The sequence below is a fragment of the Trichococcus sp. TS_SC_9 genome (assembly GCF_056156325.1).
The window spans coordinates 1,076,977-1,103,483 of the sequence record NZ_CM149591.1 but is presented as its reverse complement, the minus strand read 5'-3'; the positions used below and the strand labels follow the sequence as shown (position 1 = coordinate 1,103,483).

Sequence of the window (26,507 nt, the reverse complement as noted above, 5' to 3'; positions counted from 1 at the left end):
TCTTAAGAATTTACCGGCACTTTTTTATCTTTGCTTTCTGCCTTTGCGGGCTTCACAGAGATCCGGATACTGCCTTTTTGGGCACCAATCGTAACAGTATCGCCGAATTTGATCAAACCGCTCAGCATTTCTTCACTCAATTTATCTTCGATTTCTTTTTGGATCGCGCGTCTGATTGGGCGTGCGCCGTACTCCGGATCGAAACCGGCTTTAGCGATGACATCAATGGCTGCAGGCGTGATTCGCACATGGATATCGAGATCTTTCAAACGTTTCACGATGCCGTTCGCCATTAATTTGACGATTTCATGCAACTCGTCTTTCTCCAATGAATGGAAGACGATTGTTTCATCGATACGGTTCAGGAACTCCGGACGGAAGCTGTTCTTCAGCTCTTCGCGGATGCGTTTCTCCATCGCTTTATAATCATGCTTGAGATCCTTCGCCGCGAATCCGACCGATTTTTCATCACGCAAAGCCGTTGCACCCAAGTTGGAAGTCATGATCAAGATCGTGTTGCGGAAATCGACCTTCCGTCCTTTGGAATCGGTCAAATGACCGTCATCTAGTACTTGCAGGAGGATATTGAAGACATCCGGGTGGGCTTTTTCAATCTCGTCGAGAAGAATGACCGAGTAGGGTTTTTGTCTGATTTTTTCCGTCAACTGGCCGCCTTCATCATAACCGACATAGCCGGGAGGGGAGCCGATCAGACGACTCGTGCTGTATTTTTCCATGTATTCGGACATATCCAAGCGAACCAAGGCATCCTCTGTCCCGAACATCGCTTCAGCAAGTGTTTTCACCAACTCTGTTTTCCCGACACCGGTAGGCCCTAGGAAAAGGAATGAACCGATTGGACGGTTCGGGTCCTTCAAACCGGAACGTGCACGCCTGATTGCGCGGGACACTGCATTGACCGCCTCGGATTGGCCGATGACGCGTTCATGCAGCACTTTTTCCAGCCTCATCAAACGGTCGCTTTCCTTCTGCTCCATCTGGTTGACAGGGATTCCGGTCCACAAAGCCACCACTTCAGCTACGTCGTTTTCAGTCACCTTCAGATCGTAGTGCGTGATCGTTTGGGCTTGTTGCTCCACCATTTTTTGGAATTTCTGCTTCTTCGCCATTTCGCGTTTGCGGATGCGGGCAGCTTTATCGAAGTCCTGATTCAGGATCGCTTCCTCTTTGTCTTTCGACAACTTAGCGATTTCCAGCTCGATTTTCCCGATCGGCGTATCCCCGTGGGTGACATCCAACCGAACTTTTGCCGCGGATTCATCAATCAGATCGATCGCTTTGTCCGGCAATCTTCTGGAAGTGATATAGCGGACGGATAACTGGACAGCTGCTTTCAAAGCCTCATCAGTGATTTCCACGCCATGGTGCTCCTCATAACGGGAACGCAAGCCACGCATGATCTCAACCGATTCCTCCGGTGTGGGCTCATCGATATGGATAGGTGCGAAACGTCTTTCCAACGCCGCATCTTTTTCGATATATTTTTGGTATTCATCAAGGGTGGTAGCACCGATTGTCTGCAGTTCGCCCCTTGCCAATGCCGGTTTCAGGATATTCGAGGCATCGATCGCCCCTTCCGCTCCGCCTGCGCCGATCAAGGTGTGCAACTCATCGATAAAGAGGATGACATTCCCGTCATTGTAGATCTCGTCGATGATTTTTTTCATTCTTTCCTCGAATTCACCGCGGTATTTCGTACCGGCCACCAGCGAACCCATATCCAACATCATAATGCGTTTGTTCGCCAACGTATCCGGAACATCGCCGGCCACGATTTTCTGTGCCAAGCCTTCCACGATGGCTGTCTTGCCGACACCCGGTTCCCCTACCAAAACAGGATTGTTCTTCGTTCTGCGGGAAACAATCTGCATGATGCGGCGGACTTCCTTGTCGCGGCCTACGATCGGATCCATCCGGTTTTCCCGTGCCAATTCCGTCAGATTGCGGGCCAAGGAATCCAAAGTTGGCGTTCCTTCCTCCACTTTCTCCGTCTTTTTGGCTGAACGCATATCCGGTTTTGTCGGTTGTTTGATGCCCAGTTTCTCATAGAGAGATTTACGCAGCAGATTCGGATCGATCTGCAGATTTTTGATGATTTTGACTGCCAAAATTTCTTCTTTCAATAAACCCAACAAAAGGTGTTCGGTCCCTACCAAAGGAACCCCCAATTTGTGCGCTTCGTTTGTCGCATACATAATGACTTTTTTTGCCCGAGGAGAAAATGGCAACGGCGCATTGAAGTCTTCCGTGTTCATTTGGCCGAAACCGGTCAGATGGACAATCTCTTCGCGGACTCCTTCCTCATCAATATCGTATCCGCGCAACACTTTTCCGGCAATGCCTTCTTGTTCTCGTACTAGTCCGAGAAGCATATGCTCCGTTCCGATGGATTGATGCTTAAATTTGTGCGCTTCTTCTGTTGCCAACATCAATACTTGGCTGGCTTTTTCTGTAAATAATTCATCCATTTTTAACGCCTCCTCTACGGGCTATCTATTCAAAGCGCAAGCTGTTCAAAAAATTTCTCAACAGCAGGGCTCGTATTCTTTCTTCGTGCTCGCCTGTGTATGGGGCAAGTGACTTATCCAATACCGACAACATCAGGTTTCCTTCGCGTTTCGTGATGATACCGCGACTGTATAGATTTTGGGTTACCGCAAACGCATCTTTCTGGGTGATGCTTTCGCCTACTATCGCGATCAGCTTATCCAACAATTCTGCTTGATCGAGGATTTTCACCTTCATGATGCGTATATAACCGCCCCCGCCGCGTTTGCTTTCGACCGAGTAGCCTTGCTGTTCCGTAAAACGGGTATTGATGACATAGTTGATTTGTGAAGGTACACAATGAAAACGATCTGCCATTTCATTCCTTCTGATTTCAATCTGCTCTTCTGCATTCAGAATCTTTTTGATATACGCTTCGATGATATCTGACATGTTCTGACCATGCATGGAATGGACGCCTCCCTTCCCCTGACTAATTTTGACTATTATATGTTTATATTATGCTATTCCTACATAACTGTCAAATGGGGACTGCTCGGCACTCAAGTGCCTGAGCTTCTGGGAACGGAACGGACTTAACCGATTGGAAACCAACCGGCCAGAGGTTATTCCTATGGACCAAAGCGTGTCCCACACTCTTGCCGTTTAACGTTCGGCCAACGCTTTGTCGAGGATGTTAATGGCCGCATTCACGTCCCGATCGATGTTTTTGGTGTGACAATGCGGGCAAGCGAACGTGCGGATCCGCAACGGCTTTTTGCCGGTGTTCTCGCCGCAATGCGAACAGGTCTGGCTCGTATAGGCAGGGTTGACCAGCACCAATTCCTTGCCGTACCAGTCGCATTTGTACGCCAGCATGGACTTGATTTTCACCCAGGCTGCGTCCGCAATGGAACGGGAAAGATGGTGGTTTTGCAGAAGATTTTTGGTTTTCAGATCCTCCAGGACAATCAGGTCAAAGTGCCGCACCAAATCGGTCGTGTACTTCTGCAGGTGGTATTCGCTTTGATTAGCAATTTTGCGATTGAGTTTGGCCACCATCTGTTTGGCTTTTTGGACGTTTTTGAATTCCGAAAGATCCAGTTCGACGCCGGCCGTCTCGGCTTCCTTGATTTTGACCAAAGCCTGCGTGCGCCGGCGCGCCAACTTACGTTCCCAGCTGCGGCGTTTTTTTGCCAAGGAACGTTCAAAGTTCTTGTTTTCCAGCTTGAATCCGTCGGACTGGATCGCCAAATGGGTGATGCCCAGGTCGATGCCGACTTCTTTGTTGGTTTTGGGCAACAGAACAGGTTCGTGTTCCACTTGGATTGTCGCGGAATAGGCGCCGGTCGGCTCCTTGCGGATAACAGCGTTCTTGATTTGACCGCGAATCCGTTCAAGGCCGTAGGCCCTGACCAAACCGAGTTTCGGCAGCTTGATGTAATGGTTATCCGCGACTTGGATGTTTTGGTTGATGCATTTGGATTTGTAACTGTTGTGCGGACGTTTACGGCTTTCGAAGTTCGGATGTTTGTTTTGGCCAGTGAAGAAGCGCTGATACGCCTGATCCAAATCGGCGCAGGCATATTCCAGACACGTGCTTTCGGCCTGTTTCAGGAACGGAAATTCGAGTTTCAACACTTTGATGAGGTAGTTCATGCCGAATTTGTTGACGTATTGACCGCCGTTTTTGTAGCGTGCCTGCTGCATATCCAGCATCTTGTTTTTGATGAACCGGCGAAGTTGGATATTGATGTCGATCTGGTCCTTTTGGGCCTGATTCGGCAGCAACTTCACTTTGATGCCTTTAAGTTTCATTGTCTTTCGCCTCCTTTATCCGCTGGTCGTCAATATACTTGGCGATTGCCTGTTCGTTGCTTGTGCCGATACTTTCAACAAAATAACTCGGCGCCCAAAGGTGCCGATTGCCTTCGGCCAGCCAGTAAGAATTTTTCAGTTCTGGGTGCAACTGGAACAGTTTTCTTGCGCTGATACCTTTCAGCCAACGGACGATGTTTGTAACGGACAATTTCGGCGGCGCAGACACCAACAAGTGGACATGGTCATCGAAACCGATTTCCATGTGTTGGATTTCAAATCCATATTCGCTCGCTATTTCCGACAGAATCTGTTTGAGGTCAGAATCGACTTTTCCGAACAGGACCGGATTGCGGTATTTGGTCCGCCAAATAATATGGTAGTCCAAACGAAAGACAGAAGTCCGACCATGCGTGAAACGATTTTTGTCAGTCATGTTATCACCTCTGACTACATTATACCGCCACCATATGTAAGCACCAAAAAATATGAAACAAAAAAAGGCTTTCATCTCGGCATTAAAATGCCGGGTTTTTCGCCCAATTAATCAGAAAGGGCTATCCGAGGACGTTTGCGGCAAACTAGTCAAGAAAGCTGATAACCCATCCACACTGCTCTCTATTGCCTCTACAACAGCGTATTCCCTCAACATTTCCAACAGAATTATCGAGAATGTTCCTCATTATATACTGAAAGAGAAAAAACGGCAATATATCCCGATAAACAAAATAGACACAGAAACCATCGGAATGATTTCTGCGTCTATTTTTATTTATCGGGAAGACAGGATTCGAACCTGCGACCCCTTGGTCCCAAACCAAGTGCTCTACCAAGCTGAGCTACTTCCCGGTAATAATTATGTGAAAATGCACCCAACAGGAGTCGAACCTGTAACCGCTTGATTCGTAGTCAAGTACTCTATCCAATTGAGCTATGGGTGCGTAAGTGCCGAGAATCGGAATCGAACCGATACGGTGATCACTCACCGCAGGATTTTAAGTCCTGTGCGTCTGCCAGTTCCGCCACCCCGGCTAAAAAACAATAGCCATTAAAAAAAAAAAAAGCGGAAGACGGGGTTCGAACCCGCGACCCCCACCTTGGCAAGGTGATGTTCTACCACTGAACTACTTCCGCATTTTTGGATGCCGGCTAAAGGATTTGAACCCTCGACCCTCTGATTACAAATCAGATGCTCTACCAACTGAGCTAAGCCGGCGTCTCATTATATTTAATTGTTCCATCATTATCGCAAGAATGATGAATGAGTTATGCAGGGCTCGAACCTGCGACCCTCTGATTAAAAGTCAGATGCTCTACCAACTGAGCTAATAACTCATGAATGGAGGTTGACGGGATCGAACCGCCGACATTCTGCTTGTAAGGCAGACGCTCTCCCAGCTGAGCTAAACCTCCATAATATAAATGCGCGGCAACGTCCTACTCTCACAAAGGGAAACCCTTCACTACAATCGGCGCTAAGAAGCTTAACTTCTGTGTTCGAGATGGGAACAGGTGTGACCTTCTTGCCATCGTCACCGCACATTTTTCAAGAGAACGTTGTTCTCTCAAAACTGAATCTACAAATTTAAAGGGAACCCGAAAACACCGCTTGAGTTTTCATCTTTTAAAAATTGGTTAAGTCCTCGACCGATTAGTATTGGTCCGCTCCATACATCGCTGTACTTCCACTCCCAACCTATCTACCTGATCATCTCTCAGGGGTCTTACTCACTTAAAGTGATGGGAAATCTCATCTTGAGGGGGGCTTCACGCTTAGATGCTTTCAGCGTTTATCCCGTCCACACATAGCTACCCAGCGATGCTCTTGGCAGAACAACTGGTACACCAGCGGTGTGTCCATCCCGGTCCTCTCGTACTAAGGACAGCTCCTCTCAAATTTCCAACGCCCGCGACGGATAGGGACCGAACTGTCTCACGACGTTCTGAACCCAGCTCGCGTACCGCTTTAATGGGCGAACAGCCCAACCCTTGGGACCGACTACAGCCCCAGGATGCGATGAGCCGACATCGAGGTGCCAAACCTCCCCGTCGATGTGAACTCTTGGGGGAGATAAGCCTGTTATCCCCAGGGTAGCTTTTATCCGTTGAGCGATGGCCCTTCCATGCGGAACCACCGGATCACTAAGCCCGACTTTCGTCCCTGCTCGACTTGTAGGTCTCGCAGTCAAGCTCCCTTCTGCCTTTACACTCTACGAATGATTTCCAACCATTCTGAGGGAACCTTTGGGCGCCTCCGTTACATTTTTGGAGGCGACCGCCCCAGTCAAACTGCCCGTCTGACACTGTCTCCCTGCTCGCTAAGAGCAGCGGGTTAGAGTGGTCATATCACAAGGGTAGTATCCCACCGTTGCCTCCTCCGAGACTGGCGTCCCGGTATCATTGGCTCCTACCTATCCTGTACATGTGATACAAACACGCAATATCAAACTGCAGTAAAGCTCCATGGGGTCTTTCCGTCCTGTCGCGGGTAACCAGCATCTTCACTGGTACTATAATTTCACCGAGTCTCTCGTTGAGACAGTGCCCAAATCGTTACGCCTTTCGTGCGGGTCGGAACTTACCCGACAAGGAATTTCGCTACCTTAGGACCGTTATAGTTACGGCCGCCGTTTACTGGGGCTTCAATTCAAAGCTTCGCTTGCGCTAACCTCTCCTCTTAACCTTCCAGCACCGGGCAGGCGTCAGCCCCTATACGTCATCTTTCGATTTTGCAGAGACCTGTGTTTTTGATAAACAGTCGCTTGGGCCTATTCACTGCGGCTGACCTTGCGGTCAGCACCCCTTCTCCCGAAGTTACGGGGTCATTTTGCCGAGTTCCTTAACGAGAGTTCTCTCGCACACCTTAGGATTCTCTCCTCAACTACCTGTGTCGGTTTGCGGTACGGGCAGTTACTTTCTCACTAGAAGCTTTTCTTGGCAGTGTGACATCAGGAACTTCGCTACTAAATTTCGCTCCCCATCACAGCTTGTCCTTAAGAGAAAAAGCATTTCACTCGTTCTCAGACTTGCTGCTTGGACACACATTTCCGATCGTGTGCATTCCTTAGCCTCCTGCGTCCCTCCATCGCTCAAACAAAAGCAACTGGTACAGGAATATCAACCTGTTGTCCATCGCCTACGCCTATCGGCCTCAGCTTAGGTCCCGACTAACCCTGGGAGGACGAGCCTTCCCCAGGAAACCTTAGTTATTCGGTGGACGGGATTCTCACCCGTCTTGCGCTACTCATACCGGCATTCTCACTTCTAAGCGCTCCACCAGTCCTCACGATCTGGCTTCGATGCCCTTAGAACGCTCTCCTACCACGGAACCCGAAGGTTCCATCCACAGCTTCGGTGATCTGTTTAGCCCCGGTAAATTTTCGGCGCAGGGTCACTCGACTAGTGAGCTATTACGCACTCTTTAAATGATGGCTGCTTCTGAGCCAACATCCTAGTTGTCTATGCAACCCCACATCCTTTTCCACTTAACAGATACTTTGGGACCTTAGCTGGTGGTCTGGGCTGTTTCCCTTTTGACTACGGATCTTATCACTCGCAGTCTGACTCCCGGATCTAAATCAATGGCATTCGGAGTTTATCTGAATTCGGTAACCCGAGAAGGGCCCCTAGTCCAAACAGTGCTCTACCTCCATGATTCGCATATCCGAGGCTAGCCCTAAAGCTATTTCGGAGAGAACCAGCTATCTCCAAGTTCGATTGGAATTTCTCCGCTACCCACACCTCATCCCCGCACTTTTCAACGTGCGTGGGTTCGGTCCTCCAGTGCGTATTACCGCACCTTCAACCTGGACATGGGTAGGTCACTTGGTTTCGGGTCTACGACCTCATACTTATTCGCCCTATTCAGACTCGCTTTCGCTGCGGCTCCGTCTTTGCAACTTAACCTTGCATGAAATCGTAACTCGCCGGTCCATTCTACAAAAGGTACGCCATCACCCATTAACGGGCTTTGACTACTTGTAGGCACACGGTTTCAGGTACTGTTTCACTCCCCTTCCGGGGTGCTTTTCACCTTTCCCTCACGGTACTGGTTCACTATCGGTCACTAGGGAGTATTTAGCCTTGGGAGATGGTCCTCCCGGATTCCGACGGAATTTCTCGTGTTCCGCCGTACTCAGGATACTGGTAGAGCTGATTTGGATTTCGCATACGGGGCTATTACCCTATTTTGCGCAACTTTCCAGTTGGCTTCTGCTATCCATTGCAGTCTCATGTCCCAGTCCTACAACCCCAAAGAGCAAGCTCTTTGGTTTGGGCTTTTCCCGTTTCGCTCGCCGCTACTAAGGGAATCGAATTTTCTTTCTCTTCCTGCAGGTAATGAGATGTTTCAGTTCCCTGCGTGTTCCTCGATACACCTATGTATTCAGTGTAACGTAATATCCTATCAAAGATATTGGGTTGCCCCATTCGGAAATCTCCGGATCAAAGCTTACTTACAGCTCCCCGGAGCATATCGGTGTTAGTCCCGTCCTTCATCGGCTCCTAGTGCCTAGGCATCCACCGTGCGCCCTTATTCACTTAACCTATGGTTAAGCTCGCCATTGCTGGCTTGCTAACTTATTTCGTTAAAAACTCATTTAAGTTAACTTAAAACGCGGTAAAATGTTTAGGTTTCTTACTTTATTTTTGTAGTATTCAGTTTTCAAAGAACAAATTGTCTTGCTTGAGAGATTGATCTCTCAAAACTGAACAAAGAATGATTGAACCAAGCAAGGATTCCATTATATTCCTTAGAAAGGAGGTGATCCAGCCGCACCTTCCGATACGGCTACCTTGTTACGACTTCACCCCAATCATCTGTCCCACCTTAGGCGGCTGGCTCCATAAAGGTTACCTCACCGACTTCGGGTGTTACAAACTCTCGTGGTGTGACGGGCGGTGTGTACAAGACCCGGGAACGTATTCACCGCGGCGTGCTGATCCGCGATTACTAGCGATTCCGGCTTCATGCAGGCGAGTTGCAGCCTGCAATCCGAACTGAGAATGGCTTTAAGAGATTCGCTTGACCTCGCGGTCTTGCTGCTCGTTGTACCATCCATTGTAGCACGTGTGTAGCCCAGGTCATAAGGGGCATGATGATTTGACGTCATCCCCACCTTCCTCCGGTTTGTCACCGGCAGTCTCATTAGAGTGCCCAACTGAATGCTGGCAACTAACAATAGGGGTTGCGCTCGTTGCGGGACTTAACCCAACATCTCACGACACGAGCTGACGACAACCATGCACCACCTGTCACTTTGTCCCCGAAGGGAAAGTCCTATCTCTAGGATTGTCAAAGGATGTCAAGACCTGGTAAGGTTCTTCGCGTTGCTTCGAATTAAACCACATGCTCCACCGCTTGTGCGGGTCCCCGTCAATTCCTTTGAGTTTCAGCCTTGCGGCCGTACTCCCCAGGCGGAGTGCTTAATGCGTTAGCTGCAGCACTGAAGGGTGGAAACCCTCCAACACTTAGCACTCATCGTTTACGGCGTGGACTACCAGGGTATCTAATCCTGTTTGCTCCCCACGCTTTCGAGCCTCAGCGTCAGTTACAGACCAGAGAGTCGCCTTCGCCACTGGTGTTCCTCCATATATCTACGCATTTCACCGCTACACATGGAATTCCACTCTCCTCTTCTGCACTCAAGTTCCCCAGTTTCCAATGACCTTCCACGGTTGAGCCGTGGGCTTTCACATCAGACTTAAGGAACCGCCTGCGCTCGCTTTACGCCCAATAAATCCGGACAACGCTTGCCACCTACGTATTACCGCGGCTGCTGGCACGTAGTTAGCCGTGGCTTTCTGGTCAGATACCGTCAAGGCTGGAGCAGTTACTCTCCAACTTGTTCTTCTCTGACAACAGAGTTTTACGATCCGAAAACCTTCTTCACTCACGCGGCGTTGCTCCGTCAGACTTTCGTCCATTGCGGAAGATTCCCTACTGCTGCCTCCCGTAGGAGTTTGGGCCGTGTCTCAGTCCCAATGTGGCCGATCACCCTCTCAGGTCGGCTACGTATCATCGTCTTGGTGAGCCATTACCTCACCAACTAACTAATACGCCGCGGGTCCATCCATAAGCGACAGCACAAAGGCCGTCTTTCCTTTCTCGATCATGCGATCAAGAAAACTATGCGGTATTAGCACCCGTTTCCGGATGTTATCCCCCTCTTATGGGCAGGTTACCCACGTGTTACTCACCCGTCCGCCACTATCTTCTCAGTGGAAGCAAGCTTCCATAGAAAAGACCGTTCGACTTGCATGTATTAGGCACGCCGCCAGCGTTCGTCCTGAGCCAGGATCAAACTCTCATGTAAATGTGGACTCTTGTACAGAAATCCTACACGTTAAGCTGATTGCTCTTGTTGTTTTGCTGACTTTATGTTTGCGATACTAAGTATCGTCTTCGTTTGCTTCGACCGAAGTCTAAGCTCCTTGCACATTTGGTTCGTTCATTCTTTATTCAGTTTTCAAAGGTCAATCGTGTATCACGTATTACGTGATTGCTTATTTATAATACCACTTGACCAGCTCGTTGTCAACGTCTTTTAAAAATATTTTTTGAAGATATTTTAAACGTTTTCGAACTGCAGTAGCAACTCTTATATATTATCAAATTCAGAATCATCTGTCAACAATTATTTTCTACCGGGACAAACGATTAATTTGACAACTTAAACAGTCTACCATCTGACGGACGCCCTGTCAACAACAAATGGAACAATTCTCAAAACGCTCTTCCAAATATTTTCAAAACCCACGCACAAAAAGATTCAACAGACTAGTTGCGGATATTATAGTCAGTTTGTTCGTCAAGGGGGAATTATTTTGGCCATCGTTGCTTACGTACCCATCTTTTATTTCGGAGCCATTTTCGGATCTTTCTTTACCGTCCTGGGAACACGCATCCCCATCAAAGAAAACTTCACCACCACACGCTCACACTGCGTCCATTGTCAGCATACGCTGCAGATCAAAGATCTTTTTCCGATTTTTTCTTACGTGTTTCACCGCGGGAAGTGTGCGTACTGCGCAATAAAAATAGATGCGTTGTACCTCACTTCGGAAATCATCTCCGGTTTCTTGGCCTGTCTGCTCTATTATTTCTATGCAACAGACGTGCTGCAGTTGGTCGCTCTCGCCTTTGTGTTCTCCCTGTTGGTGGTCATAGCGATTGCCGACTATCTCTACCTGTTGATTCCCGATCGCTTCCAGCTCTTATTGCTCTTCGGTGTCGTGTTTCGCCAAGCAGTGCTTCCGGTTGCGGATTGGCCGGCAGCCTTCATCAGTTTCTTTGTGATTTTTTCCTTGTTGTTTTTCACAAGCTTCGCTCTTCCTGACGGGATTGGGGGCGGCGACATCAAACTGCTTTCGATCTTGAGCCTGACTTTTGGGTTGGAGCCCACCTTGTTTATCATCTTGTTGGCCAGTTTTTCCGCGGGTTCCTATTTTCTGCACACCCACATGGCGAAAGGCAGCTCCTTGCAGCGCAGATTGCCGTTCGGGCCCTTTCTAGCCGCTTCTGCTATCGTGGTGCACTTCGCACGGATACTGCTGATCCGTTAATGCCCCTTTGATTCCATTTGGGGATTGGATTTATGCTCAGAAATAACCCGTCAAAACCACGTTGGCGGGGAAAATCAGTTCAAATCACAGTCAAAAAAACGTCAAAACCACCTAGGCGGGGAATTACGCCACCAAATTCGAACCTCAGACTAGAAAATCATATTATCAAACACCAAAAAGAACGTCCCGGAAAAGCAAATTGCTTTTCCGGGACGTTCATCGTTTTACGCTTTGTAGTCAGATAGGTTTGAACCCGTTTCGGCTGTATCAGTGATGCTATAGACGCTCTCACTTTCGGCTTCGACGGCTTTCGGCTCCATCTTACGGTAGCGGGCCATACCTGTACCAGCAGGGATGATCTTACCGATGATAACATTCTCTTTAAGACCCAATAAGGAATCTTTCTTGCCGCGGATCGCAGCATCCGTCAGGACACGAGTCGTTTCTTGGAAGGAAGCAGCAGACAAGAAGCTGTTTGTTTCCAATGACGCTTTTGTGATCCCCAACAGGACTGGACGGGCTGTTGCTGGAACTTCCCCAGCGTTGATGACAGAACGGTTACGGTCTTCGAAATCTGAGATATCCATCAGTGTACCTGGCAGGATATCTGTTGAACCCGGATCCATAACGCGGACTTTACGCAACATTTGACGGACCATAACTTCGATATGCTTGTCGCCGATTTCTACCCCTTGCATACGGTATACTTTCTGAACTTCGCGTAGCAAGTAAGTCTCAACAGACAGCACATCACGGACGCGCAGCAAGCTCTTAGGTTCGATGGATCCTTCAGTCAATGGATCACCACGGTGAACGATGTCGCCTTCAGCCACTTTCGTACGTGCAGTATAAGGGATGGTATACGTTCTTGTATCCGTGATACCTTTGACTGTTACTTCTTTGGAACGATCGGACGCACTCTCATCGATGGAGACAACTTCCCCTGTAACTTCTGTGATGATTGCTTGCCCTTTCGGATTACGCGCTTCAAAGATTTCTTGGATACGCGGCAAACCTTGTGTGATATCGTCTCCGGCAACACCACCCGTATGGAATGTACGCATGGTCAATTGAGTACCTGGTTCACCGATGGATTGGGCAGCAATCGTACCGACTGCTTCACCGACCTCAACATTTGAACCAGTAGCCAAGTTGCGGCCGTAGCAACGTTTGCAGACGCCGTGTCTTGTGTGGCACGTGAACACGGAACGGATCGTCACTTCTTCGATACCGGCATCAATGATTTCTTTCGCCATATCTTCTGTGATCAATTGGTTATGTACAGCAAGAACTTTGCCGTTTTCAGGATGGACAACTGTTTTTTGAGTATAACGGCCAATCAGACGCTCTTCCAAGTCTTCAATGACTTCATTGCCTTCTCGGATGGAACGGACTATCAGACCACGATCGGTTCCGCAATCGTCTTCACGGATGATGACATCTTGCGCCACGTCAACCAAACGACGTGTCAGGTAACCTGAATCGGCTGTCTTCAAGGCTGTATCGGTCATCCCTTTACGAGCTCCATGGGTAGAGATAAACATTTCCAAAACGCTTAGTCCTTCACGGAAGTTCGAAGTGATCGGCAATTCCATGATCTTACCGTTTGGAGCGGCCATCAAACCACGCATACCCGCCAACTGGGTAAAGTTGGATATGTTACCACGGGCTCCGGAATCACTCATCATGAAAATCGGATTTTCTTGTCCCAATGTCTTCATCAGTTCGACTTGGATTTCGTCCTTCGCCATGTTCCAGGTCATGATGACGCTGGTGTATCTTTCGTCATCAGTGATCAGACCACGACGGAATTGTTTCATGATGTTATCGACTTTTTTGTGGGCTCTTTCCAGGATTTCTGCTTTGGATTCCAATACCAAGATATCGGCGATCCCTACAGTGATACCTGCACGAGTCGAGATTTTGTAACCCAGGTCCTTCATTTTGTCCAGCATCTTCGAAGTTTCTGTTACTTGGAACTTCTTGAACACGGCAGCAATGATGTTACCAAGGTATTTCTTCTTGAACGGTCCGACAATTTCTTGTTTTTTGATGAACGCCGGAACATCTTCGCCGGCTTCGGCAAAATATTTATCCGGAGTCGCAACATCCAAGTTGAATTGTGTAGGTTCATTCAGGTACGGGAATTCATCAGGCATGATTTCGTTGAAGAAGATCTTACCGACTGTCGTTACCAACAGACGGCCTCTTTGCCATTCTGTCCATGGTTTCTTAGGCAACGAAAGCGTGCTGATCGCTACTCTTGTATGCAGATGGACAAAGCCACCTTCATATGCCAGACCAGCTTCTTCCGCATTGGAGAAGATCATTCCTTCGCCGACTTTATTTATTTCTTCCAGAGTCAGGTAATAGTTACCCAAGACCATATCCTGGGATGGTGTTACGACTGGTTTGCCATCTTTCGGATTCAAGATGTTCTGTGCAGCCAGCATCAATAGACGCGCTTCTGCTTGTGCTTCTTCACCTAGCGGTACGTGGACGGCCATTTGGTCACCATCGAAATCGGCATTGTAGGCTTCACATACCAACGGGTGAAGACGGATCGCTTTACCTTCGACAAGTACCGGTTCAAACGCTTGGATACCCAAACGGTGAAGCGTCGGTGCGCGGTTAAGCAATACTGGATGTTCTCTGATGACATCTTCCAATACATCCCATACATCATCGTCCATACGGTCGATTTTGCGTTTTGCATTTTTGATGTTGCTTGCGATATCACGGGCAACCAATTCTTTCATCAAGAAAGGTTTGAACAACTCGATCGCCATTTCTTTCGGCAATCCGCATTGATACATTTTCAGGAAAGGTCCAACTACGATTACGGAACGTCCGGAGTAGTCGACACGTTTACCCAGCAAGTTTTGACGGAAACGTCCTTGTTTCCCTTTCAACATGTGCGAAAGTGATTTCAATGGACGGTTACCTGGTCCTGTTACAGGACGGCCACGACGACCGTTATCGATCAAAGCATCGACAGCTTCCTGCAGCATGCGTTTTTCATTCTGAACGATGATGTTCGGTGCATTCAAGTCCAACAAGCGTTTCAGACGGTTGTTACGGTTGATGACACGACGGTAAAGGTCGTTCAAGTCACTTGTCGCGAAACGTCCGCCTTCCAATTGAACCATCGGACGCAAATCTGGAGGGATAACCGGGATTACATCCATGATCATCCAGCTAGGTTTGTTTCCTGAAGAACGGAAAGCATCCAAGATGTCCAAACGACGGATTGCACGCGTACGTTTTTGTCCAGTCGCGGATTTCAAGTCTTCTTTTAATTGTTCACATTCAGTGTCGACATCCACGCGATCAAGCAATTGCTTGATAGCTTCCGCACCCATGGCCGCATGGAAACTGTTTCCGAATTGCGCCCGTTTGTCACGGTATTCTCTTTCCGTCAGCAACTGTTTCGATTCCAACACAGTGTCACCTGGTTCGATGACAACGTATGAAGCGAAGTAAATGATTTCTTCCAACGCGCGCGGGCTCATATCCAATACAAGTCCCATACGGCTAGGAATCCCTTTGAAGTACCATACATGGGTTACAGGAGCAGCCAATTCAATATGGCCCATTCTTTCACGACGGACCTTAGCGCGGGTTACTTCAACGCCACAGCGATCGCAAACGATCCCTTTGTAACGGATACCATTGTATTTACCACATGAACATTTCCAGTCCTTTTGCGGTCCAAAAATTCGCTCACAGAACAAACCCTCTTTTTCAGGTTTCAGTGTTCTGTAGTTGATTGTTTCTGGTTTTTTAACTTCCCCGTAAGACCAGCTACGGATCTTATCAGGAGAAGCCAAAGAGATTTGCATACTTTCAAATTTATTAACGTCTATCAAGGGGCCAACCTCCCTTTATTCTTTGAGCTGCCCAAAATGCTCTATCTGCGTTTCTCGTGAGGCAATGCGCTTTGATCAAACATGCACCCGAACGCCTCAACAGCGCCCGGGAACACGGATTAGTCTCTCTTCATTGCTTCAGATTGTTTATTTAATCTTTCCATATTCACAACATCGTCTTCTTCATCCATGTCGCGCAATTCGATTTCTTCTTCTGCTTCATCAAGCACTTTCATATCCAGGCCGAGTGCTTGCAATTCTTTCACCAATACGCGGAATGATTCAGGTACACCTGGACGAGGAATTGTTTCGCCTTTGACGATCGCTTCGTATGTTTTCACACGACCGACAACATCATCTGATTTGTATGTCAAGATTTCTTGCAATGTATAGGCAGCACCATAAGCTTCCAGTGCCCAAACTTCCATTTCTCCGAAACGTTGTCCACCGAACTGAGCTTTACCACCCAACGGCTGTTGCGTAACGAGAGAGTAAGGTCCAGTTGAACGAGCATGCAATTTATCATCAACCATGTGGGAAAGTTTCAGATAGTACATGACGCCGACTGACACACGGTTATCGAAAGGTTGACCTGTACGGCCATCATAAAGGATCGTTTTGGCATCGTTCGCCATACCGGCTTCAGCCACCGTACCCCAAACGTCATCTTCATCCGCTCCATCGAATACTGGAGATGCGACGTAGATGCCTAATGAACGGGCAGCCATACCTAGGTGAAGTTCCAATACTTGTCCGATGTTCATACGCGATGGTACCCCTAGAGGGTTCAACATGATGTCAACAGGAGTGCCGTCTGGCATGTATGGCATATCTTCTTCAGGCATGATACGGGATACAACCCCTTTGTTACCATGACGTCCGGCCATTTTATCCCCTTCGTTGATCTTACGTTTTTGAACGATGTAGACACGCACCAACAGATTCACGCCAGGTGATAGTTCATCCCCTGCTTCACGGGTAAAGATCTTCACATCATGGACGATACCGCCGCCGCCGTGAGGAACACGTAGCGATGTATCGCGCACTTCGCGGGCTTTTTCACCGAAGATGGCATGCAACAGACGCTCTTCCGCAGACAGTTCCGTCATCCCTTTAGGAGTGACTTTACCGACTAGGATATCCCCGTCTTTGACTTCCGCACCGATGCGGATGATGCCGCGCTCGTCAAGATCTTTTAAAGCATCTTCGCCGACGTTAGGCAATTCGCGGGTGATTTCTTCAGGTCCAAGCTTCGTATCACGTGCTTCTGATTCGTATTCTTCGATATGGATCGAAGTGTACACATCATCACGCACAAGACGTTCGTTCATGATAACAGCATCTTCGTAGTTGTAACCTTCCCAAGTCATGAAGGCAACCAACACGTTCTGTCCAAGAGCCATTTCGCCCTTTTCCATAGACGGGCCATCCGCTAATGTCTCGCCGACATCAACACGGTCTCCCAAAGCTACGATCGGACGTTGGTTATAGCAAGTTCCTGAGTTGGAACGTTGGAACTTGATGATTTCGTATTTATCCAAAGCACCATTGTCACGACGGACACGGATTTCTTTGGCATCAACGAATTCAACCACACCATCATTCTGGCACAACAGGGCTGCACCTGAGTCATGAGCGGCTTTGTATTCCATCCCGGTACCGACAAACGGTGCTTGCGGGTTGATCAACGGAACAGCTTGACGTTGCATGTTGGCACCCATCAAAGCACGGTTGGAGTCATCGTTTTCCAAGAACGGGATGCAGGCTGTAGCGACAGCAACTACTTGTTTCGGAGAAACGTCCATGTAATCGACGCGTTCGATCGGAACTTCCAAGTTGTCATGGATATAACGGGCCATGACGATATTGTTGGCGAAGCTTCCGTCTTCCAATAGGACCGAGTTGGCTTGCGCAACGGTGAAGTTATCTTCTTCGTCAGCGGTCAAGTAGTCGATGATATTAGTAACTTTGTGCGTGTTCCAGTCGACACGACGGTATGGCGTTTCGATGAAACCATATTTGTTGATTTTTGCATAACTGGACAAGCTGTTGATCAGTCCGATATTCGGGCCCTCAGGCGTTTCGATCGGACACATACGGCCATAGTGGGAATAGTGAACGTCTCGGACTTCATAGCCGGCACGGTCTCTCGTCAAACCGCCGGGTCCTAAGGCTGAAAGACGACGTTTGTGCGTCAATTCGCCCAATGGATTCGTTTGGTCCATGAACTGTGACAATTGGGATGAACCAAAAAATTCTTTGATTGCAGCCACTACCGGACGGATATTGATCAACTGTTGCGGTGTGACGGTAGAAACATCCTGAATAGACATTCTTTCGCGCACGACACGCTCCATCCGTGACAAACCGATACGGAATTGGTTCTGCAACAACTCTCCGACTGAACGGATACGTCTGTTACCCAAGTGATCGATGTCATCCGTTGTTCCCAATCCTTCAGTAAGGTTGAAGAAGTAGTTCATGGAAGCAAAGATGTCGGCAGTCGTCAGATGTTTGATATCGTCAGCAATTTCGGAATTCCCGATGATGTTGATGACTTTCTCAGGGTCTTTCTTAGAGTAGACTTTCACTACTTGCATAACGACCGGATCTGTCACAACGCCATCATCAGAAGGATACAACGTCACTTGGTTCAAGCCGTTGTCCAAATAAGGCGTTAAGCGTTCCATCATGCCACGGTCCAATTCAGTCCCTTTTTCTGCGATGATTTCACCTGTTTCAGGATCGACCAATGTTTCAGCCAATATCTGGTTGTACAAGCGTGTTTTGACATTCAATTTTTTATTTACTTTATAGCGTCCAACAGGAGCCATATCATATCTTCTTGGATCGAAGAAACGGGCATTCAGCAAGTTACGTGAGCTGTCGGCCGTTTTCGGTTCGCCTGGACGAAGTCTCTCGTAGACGTCTTTCAACGCTTCTTCTGTTCTGGAGTCCGATGCGTTTTTATGCACGTCTTTTTCCATAGTCAAACGTAAGCTTTCGTGGTCGCCGAAGATTTCAAGAATCTGGTCATCCGAACCGAAGCCCAATGCGCGGACCAATACGGTCAACGGGATTTTTCTGGTGCGGTCGATACGGACGTAAGAGATGTCTTTCGCATCTGTTTCATATTCCAACCATGCGCCACGGTTAGGAATCAATGTGTTTCCGAAGCTTTCTTTTCCGTTTTTGTCCATCTTGTTATGGAAATAAACGCCTGGAGAACGAACCAATTGGGAGACGATAACACGTTCCGCTCCGTTGATGATGAAGGTACCCATGTCTGTCATTAATGGGAAATCACCGAAGAAAACTTCCTGGTCTTTGATTTCGCCTGTTTCTTTGTTGATCAAGCGTAGTTTTACATAAATTGGTGCCGAGTAGTTGGCATCATGTGCACGTGCTTCTGAAACAGTGTATTTTGGATCATGGAATTCATAATCGACAAATTCCAATGCTAAGTTCCCTGTGTGATCTTCGATCGGCGTGATGTCCTTGAACATCTCTTTGATCCCAGTTTCCAGGAACCATTCATAAGAATCCGATTGAATCTCAATCAGGTTAGGAAGCTCTAACACTTCACTGATACGCGAATAACTTCTGCGGGTACGTTGTTTCCCGAATTTTTCATTATGCCCTAACAACTTCTTCACCCCTACTTAAATTTAGACCTTTAGCGACAACACACTCTTATGTTGCATTTCTGCAACAAGTGTTACGTTTTTGTTACATATACATTCCGCAACGTTTTTTTGGCAAAAAAAAACCAAAAGAAGGTTGCAATTTCTGAGAAAATTACTCTTTCTTTTGTTTTCTGCCTCGAAAAGCGCGTCTGGACAATATTTCAGTCGCGTTTTCTGAATTATCTTATGCGTCTATATTACCTTACTATTCTACACACATGGCTTTCATTTGTCAACAGCCTTCTGCCCGCATCCGGAGCGATCCGGGACGCGCATTAAGCCTTGACCGATTGGATGATCCAATATCCTTTGTCGCGTGCGATGACTTCGACATTCCCGAAGACATCCAGCATTTTCTGTTCAGCACTCGGCGCGCCTTGCTTCTTTTGGATGACCACAGTCAGCGTGCCACCCGGTAAGAGGTGCGTGTGTGCTTCCGACAAAATGCGATGGACGACCTGTTTCCCGGCGCGGATCGGCGGATTGCTGACGATTGCAGCGAATTGCCTTCCTTCAGGTACTTGATCGTAGGTATTCGATTCGTAGACTTTCACATTGCGGATGTTGTTGGCTTCCGCATTTCTGCGTGCCAAAGACATAGCCCGCTCGTTTACGTCCACCATCTCCACCAGTCTGGCAGGATAAGCATGCGCAAGCGCAAGCCCCATCGGACCGTAACCACAGCCAACATCCAGGATATCCCCGGCCACTTCCTCATTCAAGCGGAAGCTTTCGATCAATAAGTGCGAACCAAAGTCGACCGTTCTTTTGGAGAAAACGCCGCTGTCCGAGATGAAACGGAACTCACGACCCCTCAAAGGAAACGTCCAGGAAGTTTCCTTGCTTTCGGTTTCAGGGTTCTTTGCGTAGTAATGATTTGACATATTTCCAACTCCTTCTGACGGAAGTCCGATACTGCACGGAAAATATAAGAAAAGCCAGGATAATTGCTTATCCTGGCTTGTCTATTTACACAATCAAGAATTGTGTTTCTGTAGAAACAATCTTTTGAAAAAAGATTATTTAATTGTTACAGAAGCGCCAACTTCTTCTAATTGAGCTTTCAATGCTTCAGCATCTTCTTTAGATACAGCTTCTTTGATAACGCCAGGAGCGCCGTCAACTAGAGCTTTAGCTTCTTTCAAGCCTAGGCCTGTAGCTTCACGTACAACTTTGATTACTTTGATTTTTGAATCGCCAGTTGAAGTTAATTCAACGTTGAATTCAGTTTGCTCTTCTTCAGCTGCTGCTACTGCACCTGCTGCTGCTACTGGAGCTGCAGCTGTTACGCCGAATTCTTCTTCGATAGCTTTTACTAAGTCGTTTAATTCTAAAACTGTTGCTACTTTGATGTCAGCAATGATTGCTTCGATGTTTAATGACATTTTGTGTTCCTCCGTTTTTGGTTTAAGTTTTTTTGTGCCTCCGAAAGGAAGCGTGTGTTTCATTTTTCAACAGAACTGCAGATTATGCAGCTTCGCCGTCTTTCTCGGATACAGCTTTAATAGCCAACGCAAAATTGCGGACTGGAGCTTGTAATACTGAAAGTAACATAGAAAGCATACCTTCGCGGTTTGGTAGTTTTGCCAAAGCTTCGATTTCTTCTTTAGAAGAAACGTTACCTTCAACGATACCACCTTTGATTTCTAGTTTATCAGCAGTTTTTGCGAATTCAGCCATGATTTTGGCTGGAGCAACAACATCTTCAGAACTGAATGCAACAGCAGTAGGTCCTTTGAAAATGCTTTCCATTCCTTCCAAACCTGCAGCGACAGCAGCACGTACCATTAGAGAGTTTTTGATAACTTTCATTTCTACGCCAGCTTCACGCAATTGTTTTCTTAATTCAGTCACCTGTTCAACAGTAAGACCTAAATAATCAACAACGACTACAGATGCGGATTCTTGGATTTTTGTTGTCAGTTCTTCAACCAACAGTTGTTTTTTTGCAATAGCAGCTTCACTCATCTTATATTTCACCCCCTGGATTTTATGATAGAATTTCTTGTAAAAACAAAAAACTCTATGTCACCTAGACATAGAGGATCCATAAATATCTCATTGGATTCTTCCTCGGCAGGTATATTAAGGCTCGCACCCCCTGCTGTCTTCGGTAGCATATATTAACCTCAACGACTATACCAAAGATAGCCGTTCAGGTCAAGGTTTTTTTATAAAGAGCTTGCGTCCACTTTAACGCCAGGTCCAAATGTAGTTGTTACACTTACATTTTTAACGTATTGGCCTTTAGCAGTTGCTGGTTTAGCTTTCACGATTACATCGTTGATCGTACGGAAGTTTTCCAACAATTTAGCATCGTCGAATGATACTTTACCGATAGGAACGTGGATGTTACCAGCTTTATCAGCACGGTATGTAACTTTACCAGCTTTGATTTCGTCAATAGCTTTCGTTACGTCCATTGTTACAGTACCTGTTTTAGGGTTTGGCATCAAGCCTTTAGGTCCCAATACACGACCCAAACGTCCAACTTCACCCATCATGTCAGGAGTAGCAACGACAACATCAAAATCAAACCATCCGCCTTGGATTTTTTGAACCATGTCTGCGTCGCCTACGTAGTCTGCACCAGCAGCTTCAGCTTCTTTAGCTTTTTCGCCTTTAGCGAACACTAAAACGCGTTGTGTTTTACCAGTTCCGTTTGGAAGCACGACTGCTCCACGGATTTGTTGATCATTTTTACGAGTGTCGATCCCTAAACGGTAAGCGACCTCAACAGTTGCGTCGAATTTTGCAAAATCGACTTCTTTCGCTAATGCTACTGCTTCTTCTACTGAATATGATTTAGTAGAATCCACTTTTTTGGCAGCATCTTGGAATTTTTTACTTTTTTTAGCCATTGAATTTTCCTCCTAGATTGTGGTTTTAACGGATTAACCTCCCACGTGTGGCCAAAAACGTCTAACGAGCGTTCGGAAGGCCACATGAGAAGCTGCCTTTTGAATTAGTCTTGAACTGTAATACCCATTGAACGGGCAGTACCTTCGACCATACGCATAGCAGCTTCTACGTCTGCTGCATTTAAGTCTACCATTTTTGTTTCAGCGATTTCTTTAACTTGGTCACGTGTTACAGTACCAACTTTTTTCTTGTTCGGTTCGCCTGAACCTGATTCGATACCTGCAGCTTTTTTCAGTAATACTGGAGCTGGAGGAGTTTTAGTAATGAAGGTGAATGAACGATCTTCATATACAGAAATGACAACGGGAATGATCATACCTGCTTGGTCAGCTGTACGTGCATTGAATTCTTTACAGAATCCCATGATGTTTACTTGTGCTTGACCCAAAGCTGGACCTACTGGTGGAGCAGGAGATGCTTTACCTGCAGGAATTTGTAACTTAACTAATTTAACAACTTTTTTAGCCACGAGACATACCTCCTTGATTGTTCGTGATGTGGTTTAATGGGGTTAAGATTTCCCCTCCCACTCAATCCATACGCCTGAACGTACCGATATATTATATCAGTACACCCAAATAAATGCAATAGTTTTTTTAGCCTTTATCTACTTGATTGTAATCGAGCTCGGCAATCGTTTCGCGGCCGAACATTTCGATCATGACTTTCAACTTGCCTTTTTCGCTATCCACTTCTTCAACGAACCCTGACAAGCCATTGAATGCGCCATCGGTGATGGTCACCGGCTCGCCTTTTTCGAATTTCACGTCATGCATACGTGTGCTCATGCCCATGCGCTTCAGAATGACTTCGATTTCTTCATTCAATAAAGCGGACGGTTTGCTTCCTGCTCCATGCGATCCGACGAAACCGGTAACGCCCGGTGTATTACGGACAACGAACCAGGCTTCATCAGACATGATCATCTCAACCAATACATAACCAGGGAAGGTTTTTTGCGTAGTCGCCTTCTCTTTGCCGTCCTTCACTTCCACTTGCTCTTCTTCCGGGATGACGACGCGGAAGATGTGGTCTTCCATGTTCATGCTTTGCGCACGGGATTCGATGTTCAGTTTCACTTTGTTCTCATAACCTGAATAAGTGTGCAACACATACCATTGTTTTTCGTTTTCGATCGTTTCCATTTCTGCATCTTCTTTCTTGGTGGATTTTTATTTGACTTCGTTTTTTGTAAACAAAAAAACCTTCCTGTCTTTGAAAGGTTCCTTCTGTACGGCGTTAACATTATAGCATCACGAAGACCGTATGGCTACAAATCTTCTTTTAATTTAAGATTAAATCCATTGCCTCTGTGATCCCAAAATCTACTGCGGCGAAAAATATTCCGAATAGAATGGTTGTAACGACTACCGTATTTGTATATTTTGCTAATTCCTTACCAGTCGGCCAAGTCACTTGCTTCATTTCATCCGTTACGCTCTTCAGAAATTTCATGCTTATCCTCCTACTATATGTTGCCAGTTTCGTCTTTATTTCGTTTCTTTGTGCAAGGTATGCTTTCCGCAGTACCGGCAAAATTTCTTGACTTCCAAACGTTCTGTACGACCTTTTTCAGTAGGTGTGATGGTGTAGTTCCTTGATCCACATACGGTACAGGCTAATGCGGCTTTTCTGATAGCCATGTCGCTCACCTATTTTCTCTCTGTTTATGTACACAATACAAGCTAATATTAGAGCGCCTGCCCCGAATAGTCAACCTTTTTATTTTTGCGGATACGCCCAAAAATACAAAAAGGCCTCCGGATCTGAGACCGGAAACCTTTTTGTTGCGCTATTCATTTCTGCATTCCCTTATCCGCGTTGAATCTTACTTCTTATTGAACTGTAACGATTGCATCGCCAAGATCTACAGTACCTTCTGCAACAACTTCAATGTTTTTGTAATTGAAAGTGTTTGTGATTACGATAGGAGTAGTTGTCTTGTAACCGGAAGCTTTGATGAAGTCGATATCGAAATCAACCAATTTGTCTCCGATTTCAACAAAATCCCCAGCCTTAACATAGGTAGTGAAACCTTCACCCTTCAGATTGACTGTATCCAATCCGATATGGATCAAAATCTCAACACCTTCGTCCGATTCCAGACCGATAGCATGCTTTGTGTCGAAAACCATGACGACTTTACCGTTGATCGGCGAAACAACTTCACCGACTGCAGGTTCGATTGCAATCCCTTTACCCAACGCTTCACTAGCGAAGGCAGCGTCATCCACTTGCGTCAATGGAATGGCGATACCCGCGATAGGCGAACGCAAAGTACTGGCAACTGTCGCTTTTACTTCAGCAGCAGGTGCTGCTGGTGTTACTGTTGCTTTTTCTTCTGTTTTTTCAACAGCCTTCAGACCGTAATACTCTTCTTTGGAAGGCAGTTTTGCGGCACTGCCGCTGTCGATGAATTCTTCCAGGTTTGATTTGATGTTAGAAACTTTCGGTCCGTAAACAACTTGAACGCCGTTTCCTTTATGGATGACGCCGGATGCTCCCGTGCCCTTCAATAATTCTGCATCAACCAAATCTCCGTTTGCTACAGTTGTACGCAGACGTGTCGCACAGCTGTCGACGTCCACGATGTTCGCTGCGCCACCCAGACCATAAATGATGGAAGCGGACATTTCATCGGTTTCATTTTTCACGACTGATGAAAGGTCTACAGCGCCTTCTTGCGCTTTCGCATTCATATCAGCACGCGTATACAACTTCACTTCAGTCGAATCATCTTCGCGACCTGGAGTCTTGTAGTTGAACTTCTTGATCAAGAATGAGAACAGGAAGTAGTAGACTACGAAGTAAACAAGACCGATGATGACGATCCAGATCCAGTTCGTTTTGGCATTCCCTTGCAGGATACCGTACAAGAACATATCGATGAATCCGCCCGAGAAAGTCATGCCGACACCTACGCTGAACATATGCATCAGCATGTAAGCAGCACCGGCCAAAACAGAGTGAATGATATATAACGGTGTAGCAACAAACAAGAATGTGAATTCCAATGGCTCAGTGATACCTGTCAGCATGGAAGTCAATGCAGCCGACAACAAAAGTCCGCCGGCTTCTTTTCTTTTTTCTGGTTTAGCTGTGCGGTACATCGCTAAAGCAGCACCAGGCAGTCCGAAGATCATCAACGGGAATTTACCTGACATGAAACGTGTAGCGGCAACACTGAAGACAGTTGTGTCAGGATCAGCTAATTGCGCGAAGAAGATGTTTTGTGCACCTTCGACCATTTTTCCGCCGACTTCCATCGTTCCACCCACTGCTGTTTGCCAGAAAGGCAAGTAGAATACGTGGTGAAGACCGAAAGGAATCAACGCACGCTCCATGAAACCATAGAGCCATGTTCCTGCATAACCGGAACCTTGTACCAAAGCACCGATCGCATTGATGCCTTCTTGCACTGGCGGCCAGATGTAAACCATCAGGATACCTACGAACAAGTAAACGATCGATGAAATGATCGGAACAAAACGAGTGCCTTCAAAGAATGAAAGAGCAGCTGGTAATTGAATTTTATAAAAGCGATTATGAAGTGCAGCAACACCCAAACCGACGATCATACCTCCAAAAACACCCATTTGCAATGACTCGATACCCAATACGTTTGAGATTGATCCTTCGATGAACTGATCTGCGCCACCACGAGCTACGATCATAGCGCCGATGGATGAATGCATAATCAGGAAGGCGATGACAGCCGCCAAAGATGCAGTCGCTTTTTCAGCTTTCGCCATACCGATGGCACAGCCGACAGCGAAGATCAACGGCAAATTCCCAAAGACAACTGATCCAGCCTGGTTCATTACGTTCAGTACATCATAAATGAATGTCCCTTGACCCATCAGTTCCGTTAAACCATATGTTTCTAGTGTCGTAGCATTAGTAAATGACCCACCGATACCCAAAAAGAGTCCGGCTACTGGTAAAATGGCGATTGGCAACATAAACGAACGGCCAACACGCTGTAAAACACCAAAAAGTTTGTCCTTCATTTTTAATCCTCCAAATAGCGACAAGGAAAGTTTCTGCACGGAGCAAGCGGACCCGCTCCAATTGCTACTGACCTCGTTCTCTTTATTTAAGCGGACGGAAAATGCAGGAGATGAATATAGCGCTTTCTTGA

16 protein-coding genes, 7 tRNA genes, 3 rRNA genes and 1 other annotated feature are annotated in these 26,507 nt (G+C 46.9%); of the genes, 1 reads left to right on the top strand and 25 read right to left on the bottom strand.

Annotated features, from left to right (window positions below; all coding sequences use genetic code 11):
- Nucleotides 1-2: 2 nt before the first annotated feature.
- From AC0J5I_RS05085 to AC0J5I_RS05020, 14 genes are all read right to left on the bottom strand, one after another.
- Nucleotides 3-2,489 (bottom strand): ATP-dependent Clp protease ATP-binding subunit, encoded by a 2,487-nt coding sequence (locus AC0J5I_RS05085; RefSeq protein ID WP_475304387.1) that lies wholly within the window; start codon nt 2,487-2,489, stop codon nt 3-5.
- 25 nt (nt 2,490-2,514) lie between these two features.
- Nucleotides 2,515-2,976 (bottom strand): CtsR family transcriptional regulator, encoded by a 462-nt coding sequence (locus AC0J5I_RS05080; protein WP_475304386.1) that lies wholly within the window; start codon nt 2,974-2,976, stop codon nt 2,515-2,517.
- 198 nt (nt 2,977-3,174) lie between these two features.
- Nucleotides 3,175-4,326 (bottom strand): RNA-guided endonuclease InsQ/TnpB family protein, encoded by a 1,152-nt coding sequence (locus AC0J5I_RS05075; protein WP_475304385.1) that lies wholly within the window; start codon nt 4,324-4,326, stop codon nt 3,175-3,177.
- On the bottom strand, nt 4,316-4,762 hold the full coding sequence (gene tnpA / locus AC0J5I_RS05070; RefSeq protein WP_475304384.1) for an IS200/IS605 family transposase: 447 nt from the start codon (nt 4,760-4,762) through the stop codon (nt 4,316-4,318). Before tnpA ends, AC0J5I_RS05075 begins: the two co-directional genes overlap by 11 nt.
- A 339-nt stretch (nt 4,763-5,101) precedes the next feature.
- Nucleotides 5,102-5,175, bottom strand: a tRNA-Pro gene (locus AC0J5I_RS05065).
- A gap of 18 nt (nt 5,176-5,193) precedes the next feature.
- Nucleotides 5,194-5,267, bottom strand: a tRNA-Arg gene (locus tag AC0J5I_RS05060).
- A gap of 5 nt (nt 5,268-5,272) precedes the next feature.
- Nucleotides 5,273-5,358 (bottom strand) — tRNA-Leu (locus AC0J5I_RS05055).
- 30 nt (nt 5,359-5,388) lie between these two features.
- Nucleotides 5,389-5,460 (bottom strand) — tRNA-Gly (locus AC0J5I_RS05050).
- 9 nt (nt 5,461-5,469) lie between these two features.
- Nucleotides 5,470-5,542 (bottom strand) — tRNA-Thr (locus AC0J5I_RS05045).
- A 46-nt stretch (nt 5,543-5,588) separates the two neighbouring features.
- Nucleotides 5,589-5,661: transfer RNA gene (locus AC0J5I_RS05040), tRNA-Lys, on the bottom strand.
- A 5-nt stretch (nt 5,662-5,666) separates the two neighbouring features.
- A tRNA-Val gene (locus AC0J5I_RS05035) sits at nt 5,667-5,739 on the bottom strand.
- An 11-nt stretch (nt 5,740-5,750) separates the two neighbouring features.
- Nucleotides 5,751-5,866: ribosomal RNA gene (gene rrf / locus AC0J5I_RS05030) — 5S ribosomal RNA — on the bottom strand.
- Between the two features lie 91 nt (nt 5,867-5,957).
- Nucleotides 5,958-8,871: ribosomal RNA gene (locus tag AC0J5I_RS05025) — 23S ribosomal RNA — on the bottom strand.
- A gap of 210 nt (nt 8,872-9,081) precedes the next feature.
- Nucleotides 9,082-10,640 (bottom strand): 16S ribosomal RNA (locus AC0J5I_RS05020).
- Together the 16S, 23S and 5S rRNA genes with 7 tRNA genes alongside form the textbook arrangement of a ribosomal RNA operon.
- 511 nt (nt 10,641-11,151) lie before the next feature.
- Between AC0J5I_RS05020 and AC0J5I_RS05015 the strand changes: the two genes are divergently transcribed.
- Nucleotides 11,152-11,889, top strand: a complete 738-nt coding sequence (locus AC0J5I_RS05015) for a prepilin peptidase (RefSeq protein WP_475304383.1) — start codon at nt 11,152-11,154, stop codon at nt 11,887-11,889.
- 224 nt (nt 11,890-12,113) lie between these two features.
- On the opposite strand, the gene rpoC is transcribed toward AC0J5I_RS05015, so the two are convergent.
- The 11 genes from rpoC to AC0J5I_RS04960 all read right to left on the bottom strand — a co-directional run bounded on the left by rpoC (nt 12,114) and on the right by AC0J5I_RS04960 (nt 26,376).
- Nucleotides 12,114-15,758: a DNA-directed RNA polymerase subunit beta' gene (gene rpoC, locus AC0J5I_RS05010; RefSeq protein ID WP_475304382.1), complete on the bottom strand. Its 3,645-nt coding sequence runs from the start codon at nt 15,756-15,758 to the stop codon at nt 12,114-12,116.
- A 119-nt stretch (nt 15,759-15,877) separates the two neighbouring features.
- Entirely contained in the window at nt 15,878-19,405 is a 3,528-nt protein-coding gene (gene rpoB / locus AC0J5I_RS05005) for a DNA-directed RNA polymerase subunit beta (RefSeq protein WP_475304381.1), read from the bottom strand.
- 314 nt (nt 19,406-19,719) lie between these two features.
- Nucleotides 19,720-20,328, bottom strand: a complete 609-nt coding sequence (locus AC0J5I_RS05000) for a class I SAM-dependent methyltransferase (RefSeq protein WP_475304380.1) — start codon at nt 20,326-20,328, stop codon at nt 19,720-19,722.
- Between the two features lie 135 nt (nt 20,329-20,463).
- Nucleotides 20,464-20,829 (bottom strand): 50S ribosomal protein L7/L12, encoded by a 366-nt coding sequence (gene rplL, locus AC0J5I_RS04995; RefSeq protein WP_086986651.1) that lies wholly within the window; start codon nt 20,827-20,829, stop codon nt 20,464-20,466.
- Nucleotides 20,830-20,911: 82 nt separating this feature from the next.
- A complete protein-coding gene (gene rplJ / locus AC0J5I_RS04990; protein WP_086628829.1) occupies nt 20,912-21,412 on the bottom strand; it encodes a 50S ribosomal protein L10 in 501 nt (166 codons plus the stop codon).
- Between the two features lie 37 nt (nt 21,413-21,449).
- Nucleotides 21,450-21,576: a sequence feature (ribosomal protein L10 leader region), on the bottom strand.
- Between the two features lie 39 nt (nt 21,577-21,615).
- Nucleotides 21,616-22,305: a 50S ribosomal protein L1 gene (rplA, locus tag AC0J5I_RS04985; protein WP_108032835.1), complete on the bottom strand. Its 690-nt coding sequence runs from the start codon at nt 22,303-22,305 to the stop codon at nt 21,616-21,618.
- Between the two features lie 104 nt (nt 22,306-22,409).
- Nucleotides 22,410-22,835, bottom strand: a complete 426-nt coding sequence (rplK, locus tag AC0J5I_RS04980) for a 50S ribosomal protein L11 (protein WP_068562458.1) — start codon at nt 22,833-22,835, stop codon at nt 22,410-22,412.
- A gap of 127 nt (nt 22,836-22,962) precedes the next feature.
- Nucleotides 22,963-23,511, bottom strand: coding sequence for a transcription termination/antitermination protein NusG (nusG, locus tag AC0J5I_RS04975; protein WP_475304379.1), 549 nt, complete (start codon nt 23,509-23,511; stop codon nt 22,963-22,965).
- A 139-nt stretch (nt 23,512-23,650) separates the two neighbouring features.
- Complete coding sequence (gene secE / locus AC0J5I_RS04970; RefSeq protein WP_319995011.1) at nt 23,651-23,821, bottom strand: preprotein translocase subunit SecE; 171 nt, start codon at nt 23,819-23,821, stop codon at nt 23,651-23,653.
- A 35-nt stretch (nt 23,822-23,856) separates the two neighbouring features.
- Nucleotides 23,857-24,009 (bottom strand): 50S ribosomal protein L33, encoded by a 153-nt coding sequence (rpmG, locus tag AC0J5I_RS04965; protein WP_072763840.1) that lies wholly within the window; start codon nt 24,007-24,009, stop codon nt 23,857-23,859.
- Nucleotides 24,010-24,201: 192 nt separating this feature from the next.
- On the bottom strand, nt 24,202-26,376 hold the full coding sequence (locus AC0J5I_RS04960; RefSeq protein WP_475304378.1) for a PTS sugar transporter subunit IIABC: 2,175 nt from the start codon (nt 26,374-26,376) through the stop codon (nt 24,202-24,204).
- Nucleotides 26,377-26,507 lie beyond the last annotated feature (131 nt).

What these genes read in the sequence shown, in the direction of transcription:
- AC0J5I_RS05085 (WP_475304387.1), bottom strand. Translation starts at nt 2,489, where the DNA reads ATGGATGAATTATTTACAGAAAAAGCCAGCCAAGTATTGATGTTGGCA.
- AC0J5I_RS05080 (WP_475304386.1), bottom strand. Translation starts at nt 2,976, where the DNA reads ATGCATGGTCAGAACATGTCAGATATCATCGAAGCGTATATCAAAAAG.
- AC0J5I_RS05075 (WP_475304385.1), bottom strand. Translation starts at nt 4,326, where the DNA reads ATGAAACTTAAAGGCATCAAAGTGAAGTTGCTGCCGAATCAGGCCCAA.
- tnpA (WP_475304384.1), bottom strand. Translation starts at nt 4,762, where the DNA reads ATGACTGACAAAAATCGTTTCACGCATGGTCGGACTTCTGTCTTTCGT.
- AC0J5I_RS05000 (WP_475304380.1), bottom strand. Translation starts at nt 20,328, where the DNA reads ATGTCAAATCATTACTACGCAAAGAACCCTGAAACCGAAAGCAAGGAA.
- rplL (WP_086986651.1), bottom strand. Translation starts at nt 20,829, where the DNA reads ATGTCATTAAACATCGAAGCAATCATTGCTGACATCAAAGTAGCAACA.
- rplJ (WP_086628829.1), bottom strand. Translation starts at nt 21,412, where the DNA reads ATGAGTGAAGCTGCTATTGCAAAAAAACAACTGTTGGTTGAAGAACTG.
- rplA (WP_108032835.1), bottom strand. Translation starts at nt 22,305, where the DNA reads ATGGCTAAAAAAAGTAAAAAATTCCAAGATGCTGCCAAAAAAGTGGAT.
- nusG (WP_475304379.1), bottom strand. Translation starts at nt 23,511, where the DNA reads ATGGAAACGATCGAAAACGAAAAACAATGGTATGTGTTGCACACTTAT.
- secE (WP_319995011.1), bottom strand. Translation starts at nt 23,821, where the DNA reads ATGAAATTTCTGAAGAGCGTAACGGATGAAATGAAGCAAGTGACTTGG.
- rpmG (WP_072763840.1), bottom strand. Translation starts at nt 24,009, where the DNA reads ATGGCTATCAGAAAAGCCGCATTAGCCTGTACCGTATGTGGATCAAGG.
- AC0J5I_RS04960 (WP_475304378.1), bottom strand. Translation starts at nt 26,376, where the DNA reads ATGAAGGACAAACTTTTTGGTGTTTTACAGCGTGTTGGCCGTTCGTTT.